Source organism: Streptomyces sp. SAS_272 (assembly GCF_052543235.1).
In genome coordinates this window covers 1-20,923 of sequence record NZ_JBMNDR010000081.1, presented here as the reverse complement: position 1 = coordinate 20,923, position 20,923 = coordinate 1, and the positions used below count along the sequence as shown (strand labels likewise).

Here is a 20,923-nt window from a genome sequence, read left to right as displayed (position 1 = left end):
TACGTGCCCGCACTTACATGAAGTAGCTGGCGCCCTTCAGGTCGCCGCCGCGGTAGTCACCGCCGGCGCCGTGGACCTTGTGCGAGATCTGCATCAGGGCCGTGTGGATGCCCCGTGCGTGCTTGTTCCACTCTTCGCTCTTGCCCTGGAACGCCTGGAACGCCTCGCCGCCCCAGCCGGCCGACACGTTGAGCACGGCCTGCCGAAGCGCCTCGAGGTCCTCCTCGAGCTTCTTGGCCTGGTCGCCGAGCTCGGTGGCGAGCGCGTCCATGGTGCCGTAGGTGACGGCAAGTTCGTCGTAATGGGCTCCGGACATGTTTCCCTCGTCTCTTTGCGGATGTCAGCCGGAATCGTCAGTCCGGGCAACGATGTGGTTCAACGCGATGCTTGGCTCAGGCTCGTCAGTAGCTGCTGAGCGCCGAAGTCTTGCCACCGAGGTCCTCGACCGAGATCTTGGTGAGGTCCGCCGTGATCTGGTCTTCGAGGTTCTGCTTGTCGTTCTTGGTCATGTGAATGCCCTCGAGGAAGTCCTCGAGCATCTTGCCGATCCCCACCATGTGGGTGTTGATCTCCGTCTGCTTGGCGTTGAACGCGTTGGCGCCCTGGCCCGTCCACGCCTTCTCGATCATGTCGATCGTCCCCTGCAGCTTCGCGAGGGAGCTCCGGATGTTGTCGTACCGGTCGATGACTTCCTTCTGGAGCTTGTGTACATCGCCGTCATTGAGCTTGCGGTCGACCATTGCGACACTCCTTCTTCGTGAGCTTCGATTCGCTGCTGACTGCGCGGTGGTCTGTGGGGCAGAACCGTTGCGTGTGACGGTTCCTCGTCATGCGTGGGTCGATCCAGCGCCGCGCCGTGAGCGGATCACGGCGAAGGCGCCGCCTCCGATCACGAGGACGGCTGCTGCGGCTCCGAGCGCGATCCACATCGTGGTGTTGTCGGAAGCGTCGGCGGTTGCCGCTGCGGGGGCCTGATCGTCCGTCGAGTCCTTCGAGGGCTGCGGCGAGGCTGCCGCGGAAGCGTTGGCGGAGGGCGCCTTGCCCGCCGCGTCCGTGACGCCCGTGACGTTTTCCTTGGCGAGGGGGTCGGTGCCGGCGGGGCCGGGGTTGAAGTTCTTGTTCTCCAGCACCTTGCGGGGGCGGATCAGTCCGTATCCGAGGTACGTGCTCGGGTCGTCCTTCGCCCAGTCGCGCCCGGCGGTGTCGATCAGGCTGGCGAGGACCTGGTTGGCCGTCCACTTGGGGTGGGCGGACCAGATGAGGGCGGCGGAGGCGGAGGCGATGGCTGTGGACATACTCGTTCCCCCGCTGAGGCAGTACGAGCGAAATGTCTTGTCACACCACGTAGGCACACGCAGCCCAGGAGCCGCCAGATCGACATAGTTCCCGTACTCCGAGAACTTTCCGACTTTTCCGGACTCATCCGACGCGGCCATACCAACCACATACGGGAAGGCGGCCGGATATCCTATCGAGTTATCCTTCTCAGCGTCGTTGCCTGTGCCGGCAATCATCAACTTCCCCTTGGACTGGGCGTATTTGATCGCCGCATCCATGGCCGGGTAGGCAACTTGACCACCATAAGACATGTTGATGATTTGGACATCGCTGTCGGCAATGGCCCTGATCACCGCTTCTTCGGTAGGTGCCTTTTCTCGTTCGGCCTTGCTGTCCAGGCCCTTGAGCGAGATCCGGTAGGGGACGATCTTCGCTCCCGGGGCAAGGCCCTTCAGCCCACCGCCCGCTCCAGTACCGGCGATGAGTTCGGCCATGGTCGTCCCATGACCCGTGTAGTCATCGGTGGCCTTGTAGCCGACACCCTTCGACACATCGCCAACGAGCACCTGCCCCTTGAGCGAGGGGGTAGCCGGGTTGACTCCCGTGTCGATGACGGCCACCTTCACGCCCTTGCCGGTGCTCACCTTCCACATCTCATCGGCCTTCATGGCTGACAGGTACCACTGCTGGGACTGAGCGTCGGCTGCTGTCGCACTGGGAGCCAGACCCGCCGACAGGACTGCCAAGGCACCGAGCGCTGAACAGACGGCGGAAACCCGTCTCCCGTTTCGTCCCGCGATGGGCGTGCTCCACCCGCCGCGTCGACTGATCCCTGACACCATGCCTCTGCCTGTCCTCGCTCTTGTCCGGTCAGTCGGTCGAAGATCCGTCACGCCGCTCATCACGGCGCGAACGCGTTTCGTCGGAACGCTGGTTGCCCCTGGAACCGCGCGTGACGCCCGTGCCGCCCGGCGCGGGTCGGCCGTTCCGGGACCCTGGGGTCCGTTCCTTCGGCGTTCCGACCACCCCATCAGGACTGGCGACGGGGCGACGCGCTGCCTGCCCCGCTCCGTTCGTGGGGCCCTGGGCCCCGATCACCCCCCGTTGTCCGGGCTTTCCACCTGTGCCGGGTCGGGTGGGCGCAGCCTGACCACCGACTACCGTGCCACGTGGCACCTTGGCACCGTTGGCTCCAGAGGCGGCTCCAGCGATCGGCTTTCCGCCGACGACGCCATTAGTGGTACGACCGGCGCCGGTACGGCCGGGATTCCCGGCACCCATGCCATTCACGGGACCGCGGGGCACACCGCCGGCTTGGCTCGCGGTCGGTCCGCCCGTCCTGGGCATGCCACCGACCACGCCTCGTCCCATGGGGCCGGCTGTACGGCCGGCTGCCTGAGCGGGCCCACCGGTCCGACCCATCGGGCCCATAGGGCCCGCAGTACGGCCGGCTGTCTGAGCAGGCCCACCAGCCCGACCAATGGGCCCGGTTCCCGTGCGGCCCGTCGTACTGCCGACTCGACCCTGTGCCGAGGCCGGGGCCTTCGTCCCGGACCCACCGCCGAACATAGACGTACGCCCAGCAGGCCCTCGCAGAGCGGCTGGAACTCCGACGGGCGTGAGAGGTGACGTTGTTCCGACAGGAGTGACGGTGGGACCCGTCGATGTCGGCGAAGTGGGTGCCGGCTTCATCGTCTCCTGGGGCGGCAGCGTACCGACGCTGTCGATCTCCGTGCCCACGTGCTGTTCGGGAGTTCTGATCGGCTCGTCCACCCCCTTGTGGGACGACAGAGTCTCCTCCGAACGGGACCGCCCTGCCCCGGAATCCGCCGAATCCCGCCGAGTCGTACCTGAATCAGTCAATGGAGAGAGTGACTCGTGCGTCGAAACCGGCGTCTTCGGAGGGTCAAAGCCCGGCGGCGGCTGCGGTACCCCCACGCTGGGCATCTCCGGGAAGACCGGCTCCTTTGCCATCTCCATCATGCCGCTCGACACCGTGTAGAACGACGCCAGTCGGTACATCTGGTTGATGGCCTCCTGGCGGTCCTTCTCGGCCTTGACCGCGGCCGTGTACTCCGCGTTGCCGTCGACGCGCTGGGGCGTCGGGATGTCGTCGACCTTCTTGGGGACGATACGACTGTCGCGCGGAGGCATCGACTTGCGTACGGAGGCGAGGCCGGAGCTTGCCGCCAGGACCTGGGTGCCCACCTCGTCGGTGTAGGTGGCCAACTCCTTCGCCGTGGTGGTGAGGTTCATGCCCCAGGTGTAGAAGGCGGTGTGGGCCTCGCCCTCCCAGTCGACGTTGCCCAGATTGCGGCTGAGCTCGTCGGCGGCGTCGTTGATGGCGTCCCGGGCGTCCACAAGGGCCGTGGCGGCGCTCTCGAGCGTCTCCGGGCTAGCCCCCTCGACGATGTCGATCATGGCGTTGAGATCGTAGCCCTCGAAGCTGGTGTTGCCGAAGCCGCCGGGGCTGCTGAGCATCCCGGGGCTGATCACCACAGCCTTGTTCACGGCGTCGTCCACGCCGCTGTTCTGCTGGGTCGCGTCCTGGCGTTCGGCCTGGTAGCGGTCCGGCTTCTTGTCGCCGCTCATCAGTACCCCGCGTCCGTGTGGTCGGCGTCGTTGGTCCGCTTGATCTGCGGGTTGAGCGACTCGTCCCGGTCCCGGTTGACTTCGGTCCGGATCTCGTGGAACCGGTACCGCAACTCGTCTTCCAGGTTGTCGAAGGTGACGTCCACGCCGTGCACGGCGATCTGCATCGCCTCCAGCTGGAGCCCAAGTGACTTGGAGAGCGCGGTGATGCGCTCGTGGACGCGCTCGTACTGCAGGTGGAGGGTCTTTGCCTCCGGGAACTCACCCGCTCCGAACGTGGCCGCTGACAGGCTGTGGCCGGCCACCTTCGCGGAGCCGCCCGCAGATTTCTCGAAGGCCGTGAGCAGGTCGTCCACCCGCTTCTTGAACGTCGAGAGCGCCATGTAGCCGCGCCGCACGTCGGCGCTCCCACCCATGTCCGCAGGAATCACGACAGCCCATCTCCCCGTTTTCCGCTGCCCGTCCTGAGCAGCTCACTCCGCGCCTCTCACGTGTTCATGACCGCAACACGACCACTCTAACGACCTCCTCTGACAGTCCCAACTGCCATATGCAACAACCCTGCTACCGCTTGTTGGGCACACCACCTATTCTTCGCAGAACGTCACATCCTCTGCACCATCCAGCGCCGGGCTCCGACTTCGCTGGGGTACTCGCGGACGGTGAGCCACGCCGTGAGCCAGCCGACGATGTACGCGGCGAACGCCGGCATGACGGGGGCAGCGAGGAGGACGAGACCTCGACCGGCGGCGATCCGGCCGGGGGTGCGCCCGTCGTGGTCGCTCTTGGCCAGGCGGGTCTGCTCGGGAGTGGGCGGGTTCAGCAGAGCTTCCCGGTGACCCCGGCGCTGCTTGAGCCAGCCCCAGGGCAGAGCCACACACGACGCCGCCGCCTGGACCCAGTCGGCGACGGTGCGCGCGGTCGGCGTCCACTCACTGGTGAAGCCCCGGTAGAGATTGAACGCGAAGAAGCAGACCACGGCCATCACCACGAGCAGGAAGACGGTGGTGCGGACGCGGCACAGCCAGTAGAGCGTCCCGCGCTTGTACCAGGTCGTGCCGAGCTTCGGCAGCGCCGGAATGAGAACGGGTGTTTCCTCGACAGAAGCCTTAGAAGAGGCCCGTGACGCCATTCCAGATGTCCTTCCCGAGGCGTACGACGTCGCCTTCCGTCTCCGTGGCGACGTTTCCGGCACCGTGCAGCACGCCGCCGACCACCCCGTGGTCGTGGATGTCCTCGCTCCAGTGCTCGTGGAACGAGTGGTCCAGCACGTCGGTCGCAAGGATCGTCGCCCCCACGCCGACCACCGCGACCGCCGCCGCTCCCTCGACCGGCAGGGCGGCCACCACGGCGGCGCCGACGGCCACACCGCCGAGGGCCACACCGCCGTCGACGACCACGGAGTGCTGCCAGGACCAGCCCTTGTCATGGTCGTCCTTGGCCTCCACCAGACCGCAGGCGGCGGCCGCCGCGACGTCCAGCACCGGGATCTCCCTGAGGAACTCGGGGAGTTCGGCGACGCCTCTGCCGAGGCGCAGAGCGTCCGCCGCGTCCGCCAGCTTGACGTTGAGGGCGCGGTCGTAGGGCAGGGCCGTGCTCCCGTGGTCGGCACGGGCGATGGCGTCCTCGAGCGAGTCGACCTGTGTCACCGCGTCCCGGTAGGCGCTCTTGGCGGGAAGATCGTCCGGCAGCGCGCGGCCGGCTTTCTGGAAGGCCTTGCGCTCCGCACGCAGTCCCTTCTTGGCGGCCCGTTCCTCGGCCCTGGCGTCGTCGATCAGTGCGCGGGCCTTCTTGCCGCCGGCTCGGGCGTCCTCGGCGTCGTAGGCGTAGAGACCGCGCAGGGCGTCCGCGACGGTGATCTTGTCTCCGGTCGAGACCGGTGCCGTCACCTGCGCGTAGAGGCCGCGCAGGCCGTCCGCAGCGACGAGACGCGCGTGCTGGGCGGTGTGCAGGATCTCGTTGCGTACCTTGCCGTACTCGACGAGGGCGGCGATCGTCTTCTGATCGGCGGGGCTGGGCGGACTCGCGGTGAGCATCTCCAGGGGCACGCCCTTCTCCCCCATCGGGACGCCTTTGCCCGTGGCGACGTGCTCAGCGTTCTGCAACGCCGTCTCGCAGGCCGTGAGCGAGCCGACGAGCGTGTCGAGGATGTCGCCCGCACTGTGCACGAGGGTGGCGAAAGCGCCTGCCGTCAGGGCGTCCTCGCTCCAGGCGGCGCGGAAGGTCTCGGCCGCCTCGCCCTTCCAGGCGGCGTCGTCCACCAGGGCCTCGACGGCGCGGCTCACGGGGGTGATGACGTCGTCGAGCTTGTCCTTGGCGTTCTTGTACGTCTCCGCCATCGTGCGCAGTCCGACGATGTCGCCGCCGACCCAGCTGTCGGTCATCAGCCGTCCTCCGCCATCAGGTCCTCGAAGAGTCCGTGTACGTCGATGTCGTGTCGTCGGAAGGAGTCGCGGGCGTAGGTCACCTTGTCGCCGTGGTCGTCGAGGCGGTCGGCGAAGCCGACGTGCAGGGCGACGATGAGGTCGGCGACCTCTTTGAGCGCGTGGTCGAGGCCGGCGTCGCCGCCGCCGACCAGGGGCGGGGCGACGTCGGCGTGCAGCTTGCGGTAGTTGACGGCCTCGTCGTGGAAGGTCTTGGACATCGAGGTGAGATCGCCGAGGACGGCCTTGAAGTCGGGCGGCATCAGCGCACCCCCCGTGCGTAGGCGGCCAGGTCGTCCGGCTGCCAGTTGTGCTTTCCGGGGGCGACCCGTGGGTCGAGGAGGACGGTCGCGTCGTACGCGCCGACGGCTTCGGCCAGGGGACCGATCGAAGTGGCGACCCAGGGCTGGGACTCGCCGAGCGCGGCGACGAGCCTGTCGCGGGTGGTGAAGGCGAACGCCACGGCACCGGCACCGGCACCGGCCGTGTCTTCGGCTCCGGTCCGGGTTCCCGTTCCGGCCGTCGGGTGCTCGAAGAGTTCGTACGCGATGCAGGGCACGCGGACCGGGTGGCCGTCCGCGTCCGTGGCGGCGGCGTACCGGGGATGGGCCGGGACGAACACGGGGGTGTGGTAGGCGGGGACGCCGGGCTTGGGGCTCGGGGACGCGGGCCGGGTTGCTCCGGGCCCTGCGGCCTCGGCGTATTCGAGAAGGCGCGATCTGCCCTGCCCCGGCTCAGGCTCCGGCGTCCGCGGAGCCGTCGGGTCCGCCCCTGCGGGCGGCGCTGCGGGCGGCTCTGCCTCGATGTAGTCGAGGAGGCGTGAAGGCATGGGTGTGCCCACCGCGGTCTCCTGTTCCCCGTGAACCTGCGGATGATGTGGCGGGACCACCGTAGCCAGGCTACTTTCGGGCAAGTCCGGCTATTTCAGGTCGGCAGGGTCGGAGCATGCGGAACGCATACAGGTGTTTGGCCGTGGCCAGATCAGCGCTTGACCGCGAAATGACCTGGTCGTCCGTCAGGGCGCGTCTGTCGCCGCACCGGGGCCGTAGTCGGCGCGCGGCGTACTCAGTCGGCCCGCGACGAGCGCGAGCCAACCGCTGGGAGCGTAGGGGGCAGACGGGTCGACCTCCATGCCCAACTCGGCGACGGCCAAGGCGTAGTCGGGCTCGTCCAGGTCGAGGGCGAGAAGTTCGTGCAGTTCGCCGACCAGGCGGGCCGTGAGGTGCGGGTCGGTGTGCGAACGGTAGTCGTCGACGGCCGCGTCGTGGTCGTCGAACTCGTCGGGCATGTCCTGCGAGAACCAGCCGCCGAGGAACTGGCCCAGTTCCGGAAAGCGGGCGTGCCACTCCCAGTGGGTGGCGGGGACGGCGGGCGGCGGGACCTCGCCCTGCTCGACGCTGTGCCGGAGGTGGTCGGCCAGGCAGTACAGCCACTGCTGGATCTCGGCTTCGGGCAGGCCGACGTCCGGGACGGCGTAGAACTCGCCCAGGCGGAGCCGGAGTCGGCCCGGCGGGTTGTCGGCGTACTCGCGCAGTTGGCGTTCCGCCACGGCCAGGGCCCAGGGGCGGGTGTGCCAGGTCTGACGTAGATAGGCGGTCAGGGCGAGACTCGGCCCGTCGGGGGCGTCGTCCGCCGCCTGGCCGGTATAGGCGCGGATCACATGGTCCAACTCGCCATAGCGGCGGTCGTGTTCAAGGGGGCTCAGGGGCACGGTGGGCAGCCTCTACAGGTTTCTGCTACTGGGTTCCTACAGATACACGGGGAAGGTCGCGTGAACGGCGAAGCCGTGCGGGCGGCCGGCGTCCCGCTTCAGGATCACCCGGGCCGCGCGCACGTCGACGGGCTCCCGGCCGGCCAGCATCATCGCCTGCAGCAGTACCCGGCCGATCGGCTCGGGCCGCGAGGGCCATGACGCCTCGATGGCCAGGCGCGGGCGCGAGGACCCGGCCAGCCAGCGGTGGATGATCTGCTCGTTGGCGGTGACGACCTGCTGGGTGGCCCACTGGGCGGTTTCGCGGTCGGGGTAGGTGGAACTTCGGGTGCGCAAGTGCTGGGCTCCATCAAACGGGGTTGAACGAACAAAGAAAATTAACCTGTTCGGACGAACGGCGCACGTCGCATCATCGGAATGACCAGACCATCCCCACTTCCTTCTCCGAGACAAGCACCAAACCGAAGTCATACGTGCGCACGGAAAAGGAGTTCCAGCGAGAAACCCGCTGGTAGTAGTCACGCGTATCGCTGCCATGTCCGGTGTTGGCGTAAAAGTGCGATCCGTCAGGAAAGCGCGACAGGATGACTCGGGCATTCGCTTCGAGAATCTCCCGGCGCTCCGCAAAATCGTGCTCCTTTGTGACATCGATCCAGGGGGTGGAGAGGGCCACCAGGAATCGCAAGGCCTGAGAGCGTGGGATCTCATGCAGGTAGGGCTTCCAGCTGTCCGCCGCCGCGACGACCTCCGGAGGCATGACGAAGGGGTAGGACGGCTCGTCGACCCTTTCGAGTTCACCCTCCCACATGTCCACCGTGCGCCAGCCTCGCACGTCGCGAGTGTCACCGCGCATCAAGGTGGACAGGTCGAGCACCCAGTTCTCATGCTTTCGATTTGTCGTTTTGGCAATGGTGGCCCGGCGCTCGTACATGCCGATCGCATCGGACCATGAACGCTCATCGAGTTCGGTCATCGCCGAATTCTCCCTCGTCATTGGGGCATGGACGTCAGAACCACGAACGGCGGGTCCAGGTTCGGTTCGTACTTCAGCACGGACAGAACACCGTAAGCGTCCCGTGGCGGCGTCGCCCGATCGTTCACCACGGGCGCCGTACGTCCGGTCACCGTCGACATTCCCTGCAATCCCGAGGATACCGAATTCACCGAGAATTCTTGTTTTTCTCCCGGTGTCGGAGGCGGGGGGCCCGTCAGCCACTTTTCGATTTCTGCCGTATTGGTCCGAATATTATACTGAGTGTGATTTTGCGCCGAATCAAGGTCAGTGAAGGACGAAGCCGCCGGAATATCGACCTTGCCCGCTCCGTTCGCCTCGTCCCGCAAGCGTTGGGTGAGTTGGGAGTCCGTCAGACCGACGTGTCTGTCGATACTGTGCCCCCCGTACAGTTCCTCCTCGGTGACCAGGTCTATGGAGTACTTGTACGGGATCTGGTTCTCGGTCCGCTGCCAGCTGTGCTCCTTCTTGAAGTCGTTCAGGGAGCGAGCGCCGTACGCCGCCGCGCGCGCCGCCTCCGCCCGGAACGTGGGCACGCTCAGAAGCGCCTCGTCCAGCTCGACCTCCAGTGCCAGCAACTTGGTGGCGGCGTCGCTGAACTCCTGGTGGTATTTCGCGACCGCAGCGTCAGCGGCGGCCTTGTCCATGTGCGAGCGGAAAGTCAGCACGATCTCGCCGAAGGCCATTGTCGCCGCAAGCCGGGTCATCTCCCCCAGGTCCAGGCCTGTGGTGAGATCCTTGGCCGTTGCCTTCGCGGCCTCCTGACCGAGCCGGGTCGTCGTCTCCGCCGTCTTGACGCGCACGTCGGCCAGGTGGTCGAGGGTCTCCTGCACCGTATTGGCGGTCTGCCGGAGAATTTCGATGACGGGCCGCTGCTTCGCAGGCACCACATTGCGATTGGTCTTCCAACTACGGCCCATGGAAGCCCGGTTGCCCTGGGCGTCGTAGGTCCGGCCCCATTCGGTGGTGCCCCAGATGGTCTGGCAGAACGCCTTCATCGCGCCCTGCCACTCGTCGTTGCCCTTGTTGTTGGTGATGAACTTGATGGCGCTGTTGAAGTCGTCCGACGCCGCCTTGGCGTCCTTCTCGACTGCTCGCCAGGCCGTGGCCATGCCCTTGAGCTCTTCGTCCCTGGCTCCCGGAGTGATCTCATGCATCTTGCCGAGGTTGAGGCCGTGCTCGATCGCGGGCCGGATGACGTCGGCCAGAGAGTCCGGGATCTCTCCAAGCATCCCGGAGATGTCCCAGGAGTCCGCGTCCTCGCCGGTGCCGGACCACTTGATGTCGTTGACCGGGCCGTACCGGGGCGGCTTGTCGATGACGGCAGGCAGAGGCTTCTCCACCGGCGGCGGGCCATACATCTTGCGGGCGTGCCAGTCGGCCTGGGTGTATTTGTTGGCCGTGTCCGTCAGACCGACGGCGACCCCGCCCACGCTGACCACGCTCTTCGCCCAGAGCTCCAGGAACTTCTCGTTCACCGACTTGTACACCGAGGCGAAGGAGTCCGCGCCCCATCCCGTTCCCGCCGACTGGCTGTACTGGTTCAACGCGTCGACGAGCGCCGTGGCCCCCTTGTCGTAGTCGAATTGCCCGTCACGCACCACGAGCGCCGTGTAGTGCAGATGCTGTGGCTGTACGTCAAATCCACCGCCGCTCGACTTGGGTGAGCGGGTCCGGGCCTGCGACCTCTCCTGGGCGCGCTCCTCGGCCGTGGGCCTCTCGGCCATCAGACCGCCCCCCAGCCCCGTAGCACCGCCTGGTGCGCAGCTGTGTAGTTGGTGCGGCCCGTGGTGACGTATTCGTGAAGCCACTTCTGGGCGGCTTGCAAGTCCTGGGCGGAGCGGTCCCACTCGTCGAGCTTGTCGACGAAGACCTCCCGGGTCTCGCCCTGCCACGACAGCACGACCGGCACCACCCGGTCGTAGAGGTCGTCAAGCTTGCCGTTGAGCTTTTTGAGGACGTCCTCCAGATCGGCGGCCAGCTCGTCGAGGGTGGCGAAGGAAACGGATATGTTCTCGTCGTCGGGTGCGGCGCCAGTCGACATGATCCCCCTGTGATCGTCTCAACAACTGCTTTCTGGAAAGGGCTCGGGGAGGCCTACAAGTCGTCGAGGCTGCTGCGCGGCGACGGGGCCGGCGGCGGCTCGGTGTTCGGGGTCGACAGGCGGGCGACCTCGCTGTCGACGTCCACCTGGATCTGCCGCATGTGGGCGAGCACTTCGAGGTCGTCCTGGGAGAAGCCGTCGCGGCTGAGCCGTACCGCCTCCTCCAGAAGCTTCATCACTTCACGGATGCGTACGGCGTCCTCGGCCGCCGCGCGGTGGAAGTCGCGGTACGCCGACGCCGCCGGGCCGCGCCAGCCCGCCTCGATGCGGTCGACGATCGCGTCCATGCGCTGCACCTGTTTGTCCAGGTGATCCTGCATGTCGTCGAGGTCGCCGGCGAGTTTGGTGAGATCCGTCGCGGAGACCCGCAGATTCGGGCCGCTCCCCTGCCCCGAGCCGGGTCCGGGCACGCCCATGGCCGACCTCCGTCCCCCTGCACATCGGCATCACAAGTCGCTTGCTGTTGCGATGATCTTATAAGTCCGTGCCGCCTGCATGCCTCAACTCCCCGCGTGGCCACGTGCGTCGGCCGTTTCGCGCCGCTACTCCGCTCCCGCCCCCGCCAGTCGGCGGGAGCGTTTGCGGGCGTCTCGGATGGCTACCGCTGTGCCGGTGAGGCCGGCGACGAGGACGGCCGCGGCGACGGTGACGTAGGTGGCGAGGCGGGTGTTGCGTTCGTCGGGGGTCTCGCCGATCTGGAACTTGGCGGGGGACGGGGCCTCGGCCTTGCCAAGGCCCCCTTCGGGGCGGGGCGACTCGATGGGGCGGTCGTCCTCCGTCAGGGCGCGGACCGGGTCGACGACGCCCCAGCCGACCAGGCGGTCGTGGCCCGCGATGGTGCGTTCCGCGGTCTGCTCGATCTGGGCGACGATCTCGCGTGCGGTCCAGTCCGGGTGCCGTGCCTTGAGCAACGCCGCCACGCCCGCCACGTACGGCGCGGAGAAGCTCGTCCCGTTGTCGGAGCAGTGGCCGCCCTGAGGCACCGTGGAGATCATGTCGACGCCGGGGGCGGCGACGCCGACGAAGTCGCCGGACTGGGAGAAGGAGGCGCGCTCGTTGTTGCGGTCGGAGGCGGCCACCGCGAGGACGCCCTCGTAGGAGGCGGGGTACGTCTCCTTGACGTTGCCGCCGAGGCCGTCGTTGCCCGCCGACGCCACGACGACGATTCTGCGGGCCAGCGCCTCGTCGATCGCCCTCTCCAGGTCGGGGGACGGCTTCAGCGCGTTGGAGGTGTCCTGCGAGATGTTGATGACCCCGGCCCCGGCCTGGGCGGCGTAACGGATCGCCCGGGCGAGGGACTTGGTGTCGCCGTGGCCCTCGGCGTCGTTCTGCTGGACCGGGATGATCGTCGCCTCGGGGGCCAGGCCCACGAAGCCGGTGCCGTCGAGGGGGCGGGCCGCGATGATGCCGGCGACCTTGGTGCCGTGGCCGACGGTGTCCGTCGTGCCGTTCTCGTTGCCGCGCTCGATCGGGTCGCCGTCCTCGTCCTTGAGGTTCTTCGGCAGGAGGTTGCGGCCGGCCTTCACGTCCACGGCGCGGGCGAGCTGCGGGTTCTTGACGTCCACGCCCGTGTCGATGACGGCCACGCGGACGCCCTTGCCCTTGGAGCGGCTCCACAGTTCGTCCAGCAGGACCCGCTGCAGGGACCAGGGGCGGCCGGGGTAGTCGCCGTTCGGGAACGCGCACTGGTCGGAGTAGGGCAGCTTGCCCGCGGCCGGCGCGGCCGCCCCGGGGGGCGCGAGGACGGTGGCGGTCGCGAGGAGGGCGGCGGCCGTCGCGAGCGTCGTGCGCAGCGCCCACCTCGAGGTTCGCCGCGGCGTGGCGCGCGGGGCCGTCGCGCGGGGGGCCGGCCGCGGGCTCGGCCTCCCCGTCGTCGTGCACGGCGCCATCGCCGTCTCCCTTCTCACGAGCCCTGGGGCTGGCGGGCCGCCGCCGTCGACAGGCGCGGGCCTGTGGGCAGGAACTCCGACCAGGCGGCCGGGATCGGCGCCGGGTCGACGTCCTTGTAACCCAGCAGGGTCTGGGCCTGCTTGGCCTCCTGTTGCTGCTTCTCGCGCTGCTCGGGGGTGGTGCCGATGCCCGCGTCGTCCGTCGCGCTGTCGCCGTTGGACTGCAGGACGTAGCGCAGTCCCGTGTCGGTGACGAGGAAGACCGGCCCGGCCTTGGTCTCCTCGCCCTGGAACTGGCGGTAGAGCTGGCCGGAGCCGGGGGTCACGTAGGCGCTGGAGGAGCCCGTGGGCAGCTTGGCCGGGAAGTCGTCGCCCGCCCAGGTGCTCAGGGTCGTGGCGCCCGACCCGGCGTTCACGCCCCGCAGGACGGTGCAGATCGTGCTGCGGCTCCCGGCGGCCGACGACGCCTCGTTGACCGGCACGGGACTCCCCGCCGGCCAGCGGTGCTCGGTGCCGAACGGACCGCCCGGCACGATCGCGCCGGGGCTCATCTCGCGGGCGTGACCGGCCTGGCCCAGCGGGGCGAGTTCCTTGCTGAACAGCAGCAGCTGGGCGACGAACGCGGACACGGGAGCGACCCGGCCCTGCAACACCACGTAGTACTGGTCCTTGTGGTTGTCGGACGCCTTGAGCACCACGCCGATCTTGTTCTCCTCCGTGTCCAGCTGGCCGGGCGCGCCGGCCGCGGAGCCGGGCTGTCCGGGGACGTCCGGGAAGGCGATCGGGTCGCCCTGGTGCAGGGTCGCCAGCCATTCCGCGGAGACCCGCTGCGGCTCCCGGCCGGAGCCGACCACCGCACGCAGCAGCAACTCGTCGCCGCCCATCGGATACGCCGTGCCGGCCGCGTCCACGACGAAGCGCTTGCCGTCCGGGCCCGCCACGTAGAGCAGTTGGCCGCCGTGCAGGCGCTCCGAGCCCTCGGTGGCCTCCTTCTCACGGGACGCCAGCACCAGCGCGGCCTTCTGGACCGAGGCCCCGCCTCCCGCCCCCGGCCGCTCGCAGACCGCCCAGCGCTTGGAGGTGCCCGCCTCGGACGCGGAAGGCAGCCGGTCGGGGGCGTACGGGATGCCGACGGTCACGCCGTGCGGAACCTTGCCGCTGTCGAGGACGGACTCCGAGACCGTCACGACGTCGCCCTGCCCCTCCTCGAGGAGCAGTTTCGCGGAAGCCATGTTGAGGACCGGGTGCAGCTGAACCTCTTTGCCGGTCCGCAGGACGACGTAGCGGGTGGTCGACTTGCTCGCGACGATCACCTTGGCGTTGGGCTCGTCCCAGCCCTTGGGAGCGGTCGGCTTGAACATGCCCCACGCCCCGAAGACGGCCATGACGATCACCCCGACCACGATGCCGGGCAGGATTCCGCGCAGCGGTCGCGGCGCACCCTCCTCCGAGCCGTCCGGCGACGACTGGAGGAAGGCCGCGAGCATCCTGCGCTTCGCGAAGGTGTAGGCGTTGAGCTGGTCCCGCCGAGATGCCATCTGTGCTCGTCACTCCCCGTTTTCCGGCCGATCCGCGTGATCTGCTGCGCGGGCGGGCCCGGTTCCCCGTCTCCGATGTCAGAGCGGCCACCTACTATGCCCGGTAACCCTGGGGACTCGGGGAGCGGGTAGGGTTCCTGGGCCGTCGAGTGCCGTGTGCGGTGCTGGAACACGGGTGATTCGTGAACGGAACGGGGAGATGGAGTGATGGCTTCGGGAACGGGCGTGCGCTCCGCCGGCCGGTCGCGGAACCGGGGCTCCGCGCCCACCGGTCCGCAGCCGTCCGAGCGGGGCCGGAACCCGTCGGCGTCCGGGGCGCCGCACCTCAGGGCGCGCACCGCGCAAGGCGGGGCATTCCGGTTGCAACGCCTCGTCCTGCTGGAGATCGCGGCTGCGGCGGTGGTCGTCGGCTGGACGGCCGGGCCCATGGCGCTGATCGCGGCGGGGGTAGTCGCCGTAGTGCTGGTGGTCCTCGCCTTCGCCCGTCGCCGCGGCCGCTCGCTGCCGGAATGGCTGGCCACCGCACGGGCGTTGAAGGCCCGCCGGCGCCGGGCCGACCGGCTCGGGATACCGGCCGGGACGGAACCGGGGTTCGGGCCGGCCGTGGAGTGCGACCCCGGCCTGCGCACCTACACGTACGGCGGACGCGACCGGCGGCCGGTCGGACTCGTCGGTGACGGCACGTTCGTCACCGCCGTCCTGCAGGTGCAGGCGGACGCGACCGCGTTGCGCGCCGAGCGGGACCGGCAGCCGCTGCCCCTCGCACTGGTGGCGGACGCCCTCGAAGTGGACGGCATCGTCCTGGAGTCCGCGCAGATCGTGCTGCACACCCAGCCCGCGCCCGCCCTGCACCTGCCCCGGCAGTCGGTGGCGGTGGCCAACTACGCGCCGCTGCAGGAGCAGACCGGGGCGCCCGCCGTGCGGATCACCTGGATCGCGCTGAAGCTGGATCCGGAGCTGTGCCCGGAGGCCGTCGCGGTCCGCGGGGGCGGCCTGACCGGGGCTCAGAAGTGCGTCGTGCGGGCGGCGGACCATCTCGCGAGCCGGCTGACCGGCGCGGGGTTCCGGGCGACCGTCCTCGACGAGGAGGAGCTGACCGCCGCCGTCGCCACGTCGGCCTGCGCCAACCCGCTGGTCACGGCGGAGGCCGGGCGGACAGGGCAGCTGGAGCGGCGGACCGAGGAGACCGGCCGCAGCTGGCGGTGCGACAACCGCCGTCACACCACGTACTGGTTGCGCCGCTGGCCCGCGCTCGGCGGCGCCGGTCCCTCGCTGCCGCAGTTCGTCGCCCTGGTGACGGCCGTGCCCGCGCTCGCCACCACGTTCAGCGTCACGCTCGCGCGCGGCGAACGGCAGGAGATATCCCTTTCGGGGCACATCCGGGTGACCGGGCGCAGTGACGACGAACTCGTGGCGGCCCGGCGCGCGGTGCAGGGCGCCGCCCGGCACACCGGCGCGGGCCTCGCCCGCCTCGACCGGGAACAGGTGCCCGGCATGCTCGCGACGCTGCCCCTCGGAGGCGCCCGATGACGGCGACGACAACACACGGAACCACCCCTTCCAACGAACCGGAGCCATCGCCCGCCGGTCGGCCCGCACGCCGCTCGCCGCGCAGCGGCTTCGGCCTCCTCGGGCCGCGGCACGGCCGCCACTCGGCGTCCCTGGAGCAACTGGGGGCGCTCGCCCTGCCCATCGGGGACGACGGCGTCGTCATCGGCGTGGACGTCGAAGGGCGGCCGGCCGTACTGGGGATCAACCGGCCCTCGCCGTACGACGTCGTCCTCATCGGCGGCCTGTGGACGGCGCAGGTCCTGGCACTGAGGGCGGCGGCCACCGGGGCCAGGGTGGCCGTGGAGACGGGGCGGCCGCAGGCCTGGGTGCAGATGGTGCACGCAATGGGCGGCGGGCAGAACGGGCTCGCGGTGTACGAGGTCGGACGGGTGCCCCCGCAGGGCGCATCGGCGGGCACGCCCGCGCTGGTGGTGCGGGACTGCGGCATGCGCCCGCCCCGCGGACGGGTCGCCTCCGGGCCCTGGCAGTCCGTGCTGACCCTTCTGCCGTACCTCAGCCCGGTCGCACCCCGGCTGATCCGGCAGGCCCGGCTCGTGGGCGTGCAGCGGATCTCGCCGGACGAGGCGACGGAACTCGGCCGCGCCCTCACACTGCCCCCACGTGACGTGGAGGCTCTGCCCGCCCTCGCCGACGGCTTCACGCTGTGGTGCGGCGACCGGGACCGGCAGTACGTGATGACCCAGCCCACCGACGCGGAGATCGGGCTGCTGGGCACGCCGAGACGGATGGACTGAGGCCGCCGCTCCGTCCGACTGCGCGGCACTTCGGGCCCTATGGCCGTTTTGTCGAGCCCTCCGACATGCCCGCGCGGCCTCTCGGACGGTCCGTGACGTGACGGACCGGTGCCGAGAGATGGGCGGGCCTGCCGGGGCGGGCCGTTCGGTGATTAGGCTGGTACGGGGCGCAGGGCCGGAAACCGTGGGGTGGACGTCGGCGCCTCCGGGGGAGGGCCCGCACATCCGACGACGTCAGACGGCCGCGAACCCACATCGGACGACAGACATGGTCGCTTCGGCACGGCATGAGGGTGCTCGACCAACCAGGAGGAACTGTGAGCAGCGATCGGGACGGCATCCGCGGGGGCTGGGCCACACCCGGCGATGACCAGCCCGACGCGGAATCCGCCGTCGAGGCGACGGGCGAGTTCACCATCGACTACGCGCCGCCGGCTTGGTACACGCAGAACGCGGGCGGCGGTTCGGCATCGGGTGCGACGCCCGCGCCGGGTGCCACGCCCGCGCCGGGCATGCCTGCCGCTCCTCCTGTGCCGCCGGCGCCGGGAGCCCCGGGGGGTCCCGGTGGCCCGGTCACGCCGCCGGCTCCGGGTGCGCCGTTCGTGGCGGCCGCGCCTCCGCCGCCCGGCGCGCCGACGGCCCCTGCTGCGCCGGCCGGTCCCACAGGTCCGGTGGCTCCGGGCGGTCCAGTGAATCCCGTCGGTCCGGTGGCTCCTGCCGGTCCAGTGAATCCCGTCGGTCCGGTGGCTCCTGCCGGTCCCGCGTCTCCTGCCGTGCCTCCTGCGCCGGCCTTCGCCGCAGAACCGGCCCCCGTGCCCGGCGTTCCGCCGGGCGGGGTTTTCGAGCCGCAGGCCCAACCGCAGCCGCACGCCCAACCGCAGCCCCAGGCTCACCCTCAGGCTCATTCTCAGCCGCAGCCCCAGGGACAGCCGGGGGCGCCGTGGGGGACTCCGGGCGCGGGCGCCGAGGAGGGCGAGGCCGGCAACGGCGACCTCGAGAGCGGCGCCACCATGCGCTTCTCCTCAGCCGCTCTCCGTCGTGACATCGCGGAGCACGCCGCCTCGGTGCAGGCGGACCACGAGAAGCCCGCCGCGACGGACGACGCTGCTGCTGCCGCCGCCGCCGCCGAGAACGAACCGCCCGCCGACGCCACGGATACGCTCGATGCCGCCGAGGCGCCCGTCGAGCCCGTCCGGACCGACGAGCCGGCAGAGTCGCCCGAGCCGTCCGCGGATACCTCCCCGGAGGTCTCCCCGGTGTCCGAGGGCGCTGGGGCATCCGCCACCACGGAAGCGTCGGACCCTGTCTCTGCCGTGGCCACCGACGCGGACGGTGACACCTCCGCCGATGCGGAAGCGCCTGCGGACGCGCAGCAGGAGCCCCAGGCCGAGGCAGGCCCTGAAGCCCCGGCAGACGCTGAGGCCGAGTCAGGCGCTGAGGCCGGGGCCCAGCCCGCGACCCAACCGGCGACCGAGCCTGGAATCGATCCCGGAACCGAACCCCAGGCCCAGCCCGATGGCCCGGACGCCGATGGCGGGCCGGAGCCGACGCCCCAAAGCGCCGCCGCCGTCGTGGCCACCGCCCCGGAAACCGCAGCCGCGCCGCACGGCAGTGTTGCTCAGAGCGACGTTCCCGCTCCCCAGCCGGCCGTTCCCGCCGCCCCGGCAGCCTGGGCTCCCCCGCCGGCACCGCACGGCGAACTGCCGCCGCTGCCGCCGTCGTACGAGCCCGCGGCGCCCGCGGCCGCGGCCCAGTGGCCGGCACAGCCGCAGCCCGCCGACGCCGCGGCTCAGACACCGGCCGGCTGGAACCCGGCGGTCCAGCAGCCCGCTCCGGCGGGACCGCAGCCCGGTTACGGCTTCCCTCACCCCCCGGCTCCCCAGGCGCCGCAGCCACAGGCGCCGCGGCCACAGCCCCAGGCCCCGGCCCCGGCCCCGCATCAGGCCCAGGCCCCGCAGCCGGGCTACGGTTTTCCGCAGCCCGGCGTCGCCCCTGCCCCGAACCCGCCCGGCGCCCCCGGCGCTTACGGTTTCCCGCAGCACCACGCGAGCCCGGCGATGCCTCCCGCCGCTCCTGCTCACGCACCGGCGCCGGGACCCCAGCCGGCGCCTTCGGCCGCCCAGCCGCCCGTGCCACCCGGCGGGTACGGCTTCCCGCAGCACCACGCGGACCCGGCGGCGCCTCCCGCCGCAGCCGCACCGCAGCCGCACCCGTACTCGACGCCGCCTGCCGCCCCCGGCGGCTACGGCTTCCCCCAGCCGCCCGCGCAGCAGGCTCCGCAGCCGCAGTTCGCCTCCCCTGCCCCCCAAGCCCCCCAGGCGCAGCCCGGATACCCGCAGCCCGGGACTCCGCAGCCGGGTGACGGACAGCCCCCGGCGGCCGGTGGTCAGAACTTCACACCGGCGGGACCGCAGGGCTTCCCCCAGCCGCCCGCGCCCCAGGCACCCGGCGGTCCTGGCTTCCCCGGAACGCAGCCGCACCCGGCGCCTCAGCCGACCCCGCCTGCCGCGCCCGGCGCACCCGGCGCCTACGGCTTCCCCCAGCCGGCCGCGCAGCAGACCCCGCAGGCTCCGCACGCCGAGCAGCCGCAGGCCCCGCAGCCTCCTCAGCCGCCGGTGGACCCCCGGGCCGGCGCCGCCTGGCCGCAGCCGATCCAGCACGACCAGCGGCAACCGGTCAATCCCGGTGCCGCGCCGCTGGGTTACACGGCCGCCGTGGAGCTGTCGTCCGACCGACTGCTCAACAACAAGAAGCAGAAGGCGAAGAGCGGCCGGCCGACCGCCGCGTCCTCCCGCTTCAAGCTCGGCGGCAAGAAGGAGGAGGCGGAGCGGCAGCGAAAGCTGGAGCTGATCCGCACGCCGGTGCTGTCGTGCTATCGGATCGCCGTCATCAGCCTCAAGGGCGGCGTGGGCAAGACCACGACCACCACCGCGCTCGGCGCCACCCTGGCCACCGAACGCCAGGACAAGATCCTGGCGATCGACGCCAACCCGGACGCCGGCACGCTCGGCCGAAGGGTGCGCCGGGAGACCGGGGCGACGATCCGGGACCTCGTCCAGGCGATCCCGTACCTCAACTCGTACATGGACATCCGGCGGTTCACCTCGCAGGCGCCGTCCGGCCTGGAGATCATCGCCAACGACGTCGACCCGGCGGTGTCCACGGCCTTCAACGACGAGGACTACCGGCGCGCGATCGAGGTGCTGGGCAACCAGTACCCGATCATCCTCACCGACTCCGGCACCGGCCTGCTCTACAGCGCGATGCGCGGTGTGCTCGACCTCGCCGACCAGCTCATCATCATCTCCACGCCGTCCGTCGACGGCGCGAGCAGCGCCAGCACGACGCTGGACTGGCTGTCCGCGCACGGGTACGCCGAGCTCGTCTCGCGGTCCCTCACCGTGATCTCCGGGGTGCGCGAGACCGGCAAGATGATCAAGGTGGACGACATCGTGTCGCACTTCGAGACCCGTTGCCGCGGTGTCGTCGTCGTGCCGTTCGACGAGCACCTCGCCGCCGGCGCGGAGGTGGACCTCGACATGATGCGGCCGAAGGTACGCGAGGCCTACTTCAACCTCACGGCGTTGGTCGCGGAGGACTTCATCCGCCACCAACAGCGTCAGGGACTGTGGACCAACGACGGCAACCCGCCCCCGGTGGCCGCCCCGCCGATGCCCGGACAGCCGATGCCCGGACAGCCGATGCCCGGACAGCCCTATCCGTCCCAGGCGGGCTATCCCTATCCGCCGCAGGCTCCCCAGCCCGGCCAGCCGTACCCGCAGCAGGGTCCGCCCCAGGGACAACCGCCGGCCCAGCCGTACCCGCAACAGCCGGGGCAGCCGTATCCGCCGCAACAGCAGCAGCAACCGCACCCGGGCCAGGAGCTCTACGGCCAGCCCCAGAACCCCCAGAACCCGCAGCCCGGGTATCCCCCGGCGGGCTACGGCTACCCGCCGCAGCAGCCCGAGCAGCCGCACTACCCGCAGGCTCCCGAAGCGCCGCAAGCGCCGCAGCAGTAGCAGGAGAAGTACCGAGCACCCGCAGAAACGGCCGAGGGGCGGCCGGTGTCC

At 70.3% G+C, this 20,923-nt stretch carries 20 protein-coding genes and 1 pseudogene; 4 read left to right on the top strand and 17 right to left on the bottom strand.

Features of this window, described 5'->3' with window-relative positions; genetic code table 11:
• Nucleotides 1-13 precede the first annotated feature (13 nt).
• The 17 genes from ACN6LD_RS33450 to eccB form a co-directional block, all read right to left on the bottom strand.
• Nucleotides 14-316 (bottom strand): WXG100 family type VII secretion target, encoded by a 303-nt coding sequence (locus ACN6LD_RS33450; protein WP_319196615.1) that lies wholly within the window; start codon nucleotides 314-316, stop codon nucleotides 14-16.
• An 85-nt stretch (nucleotides 317-401) separates the two neighbouring features.
• Nucleotides 402-740 carry a WXG100 family type VII secretion target gene (locus tag ACN6LD_RS33445; RefSeq protein ID WP_319196613.1) on the bottom strand — a complete coding sequence of 113 codons (339 nt, stop codon included), beginning with the start codon at nucleotides 738-740 and terminating at the stop codon, nucleotides 402-404.
• 87 nt (nucleotides 741-827) lie between these two features.
• Nucleotides 828-1,946: a S8 family serine peptidase gene (locus tag ACN6LD_RS33440; RefSeq protein ID WP_445045124.1), complete on the bottom strand. Its 1,119-nt coding sequence runs from the start codon at nucleotides 1,944-1,946 to the stop codon at nucleotides 828-830.
• Between the two features lie 202 nt (nucleotides 1,947-2,148).
• The gene (locus tag ACN6LD_RS33435) at nucleotides 2,149-3,870 is read right to left on the bottom strand and encodes a hypothetical protein (protein WP_445045123.1); all 1,722 of its coding nucleotides are present in this window, start codon (nucleotides 3,868-3,870) and stop codon (nucleotides 2,149-2,151) included.
• Nucleotides 3,870-4,301, bottom strand: a complete 432-nt coding sequence (locus ACN6LD_RS33430) for a hypothetical protein (RefSeq protein ID WP_445045122.1) — start codon at nucleotides 4,299-4,301, stop codon at nucleotides 3,870-3,872. Before ACN6LD_RS33430 ends, ACN6LD_RS33435 begins: the two co-directional genes overlap by 1 nt.
• Nucleotides 4,302-4,474: 173 nt before the next feature.
• A complete protein-coding gene (locus tag ACN6LD_RS33425) occupies nucleotides 4,475-5,002 on the bottom strand; it encodes a hypothetical protein (RefSeq protein WP_319196606.1) in 528 nt (175 codons plus the stop codon).
• The gene (locus ACN6LD_RS33420) at nucleotides 4,980-6,254 is read right to left on the bottom strand and encodes a hypothetical protein (protein ID WP_445045121.1); all 1,275 of its coding nucleotides are present in this window, start codon (nucleotides 6,252-6,254) and stop codon (nucleotides 4,980-4,982) included. The genes ACN6LD_RS33425 and ACN6LD_RS33420 overlap by 23 nt, the downstream gene beginning before the upstream one ends.
• Nucleotides 6,254-6,556 carry a DUF6317 family protein gene (locus ACN6LD_RS33415; RefSeq protein WP_445045120.1) on the bottom strand — a complete coding sequence of 101 codons (303 nt, stop codon included), beginning with the start codon at nucleotides 6,554-6,556 and terminating at the stop codon, nucleotides 6,254-6,256. The genes ACN6LD_RS33420 and ACN6LD_RS33415 overlap by 1 nt, the downstream gene beginning before the upstream one ends.
• Nucleotides 6,556-7,134 carry a hypothetical protein gene (locus ACN6LD_RS33410; RefSeq protein WP_445045119.1) on the bottom strand — a complete coding sequence of 193 codons (579 nt, stop codon included), beginning with the start codon at nucleotides 7,132-7,134 and terminating at the stop codon, nucleotides 6,556-6,558. The genes ACN6LD_RS33415 and ACN6LD_RS33410 overlap by 1 nt, the downstream gene beginning before the upstream one ends.
• A gap of 174 nt (nucleotides 7,135-7,308) precedes the next feature.
• Nucleotides 7,309-8,004, bottom strand: coding sequence for a contact-dependent growth inhibition system immunity protein (locus tag ACN6LD_RS33405; protein ID WP_445045118.1), 696 nt, complete (start codon nucleotides 8,002-8,004; stop codon nucleotides 7,309-7,311).
• A gap of 36 nt (nucleotides 8,005-8,040) precedes the next feature.
• The gene (locus tag ACN6LD_RS33400) at nucleotides 8,041-8,340 is read right to left on the bottom strand and encodes an RNase A-like domain-containing protein (RefSeq protein ID WP_445045117.1); all 300 of its coding nucleotides are present in this window, start codon (nucleotides 8,338-8,340) and stop codon (nucleotides 8,041-8,043) included.
• 73 nt (nucleotides 8,341-8,413) lie between these two features.
• Nucleotides 8,414-8,977, bottom strand: coding sequence for a hypothetical protein (locus ACN6LD_RS33395; protein ID WP_445045116.1), 564 nt, complete (start codon nucleotides 8,975-8,977; stop codon nucleotides 8,414-8,416).
• A 17-nt stretch (nucleotides 8,978-8,994) separates the two neighbouring features.
• Nucleotides 8,995-10,743 carry an RNase A-like domain-containing protein gene (locus tag ACN6LD_RS33390; protein ID WP_445045115.1) on the bottom strand — a complete coding sequence of 583 codons (1,749 nt, stop codon included), beginning with the start codon at nucleotides 10,741-10,743 and terminating at the stop codon, nucleotides 8,995-8,997.
• Nucleotides 10,743-11,060, bottom strand: a complete 318-nt coding sequence (locus ACN6LD_RS33385) for a WXG100 family type VII secretion target (RefSeq protein ID WP_445045114.1) — start codon at nucleotides 11,058-11,060, stop codon at nucleotides 10,743-10,745. The genes ACN6LD_RS33390 and ACN6LD_RS33385 overlap by 1 nt, the downstream gene beginning before the upstream one ends.
• A gap of 53 nt (nucleotides 11,061-11,113) precedes the next feature.
• The gene (locus ACN6LD_RS33380) at nucleotides 11,114-11,536 is read right to left on the bottom strand and encodes a WXG100 family type VII secretion target (RefSeq protein WP_445045113.1); all 423 of its coding nucleotides are present in this window, start codon (nucleotides 11,534-11,536) and stop codon (nucleotides 11,114-11,116) included.
• A 126-nt stretch (nucleotides 11,537-11,662) separates the two neighbouring features.
• Nucleotides 11,663-13,009, bottom strand: coding sequence for a type VII secretion-associated serine protease mycosin (gene mycP, locus ACN6LD_RS33375; RefSeq protein ID WP_319196041.1), 1,347 nt, complete (start codon nucleotides 13,007-13,009; stop codon nucleotides 11,663-11,665).
• Between the two features lie 14 nt (nucleotides 13,010-13,023).
• A complete protein-coding gene (gene eccB / locus ACN6LD_RS33370) occupies nucleotides 13,024-14,547 on the bottom strand; it encodes a type VII secretion protein EccB (protein ID WP_445045112.1) in 1,524 nt (507 codons plus the stop codon).
• A gap of 207 nt (nucleotides 14,548-14,754) precedes the next feature.
• Between eccB and eccE the strand changes: the two genes are divergently transcribed.
• The 4 genes and pseudogenes from eccE to ACN6LD_RS33350 all read left to right on the top strand — a co-directional run bounded on the left by eccE (nucleotide 14,755) and on the right by ACN6LD_RS33350 (nucleotide 20,872).
• Nucleotides 14,755-16,077 (top strand): type VII secretion protein EccE, encoded by a 1,323-nt coding sequence (eccE, locus tag ACN6LD_RS33365; protein WP_445045111.1) that lies wholly within the window; start codon nucleotides 14,755-14,757, stop codon nucleotides 16,075-16,077.
• Complete coding sequence (locus tag ACN6LD_RS33360; protein WP_445045110.1) at nucleotides 16,074-16,853, top strand: hypothetical protein; 780 nt, start codon at nucleotides 16,074-16,076, stop codon at nucleotides 16,851-16,853. The genes eccE and ACN6LD_RS33360 overlap by 4 nt, the downstream gene beginning before the upstream one ends.
• A gap of 287 nt (nucleotides 16,854-17,140) precedes the next feature.
• Nucleotides 17,141-17,299: pseudogene (locus ACN6LD_RS33355) on the top strand (SCO5717 family growth-regulating ATPase); the annotation flags it as partial.
• 366 nt (nucleotides 17,300-17,665) lie between these two features.
• Nucleotides 17,666-20,872 carry an AAA family ATPase gene (locus ACN6LD_RS33350; RefSeq protein WP_445045130.1) on the top strand — a complete coding sequence of 1,069 codons (3,207 nt, stop codon included), beginning with the start codon at nucleotides 17,666-17,668 and terminating at the stop codon, nucleotides 20,870-20,872.
• Nucleotides 20,873-20,923: the final 51 nt, after the last annotated feature.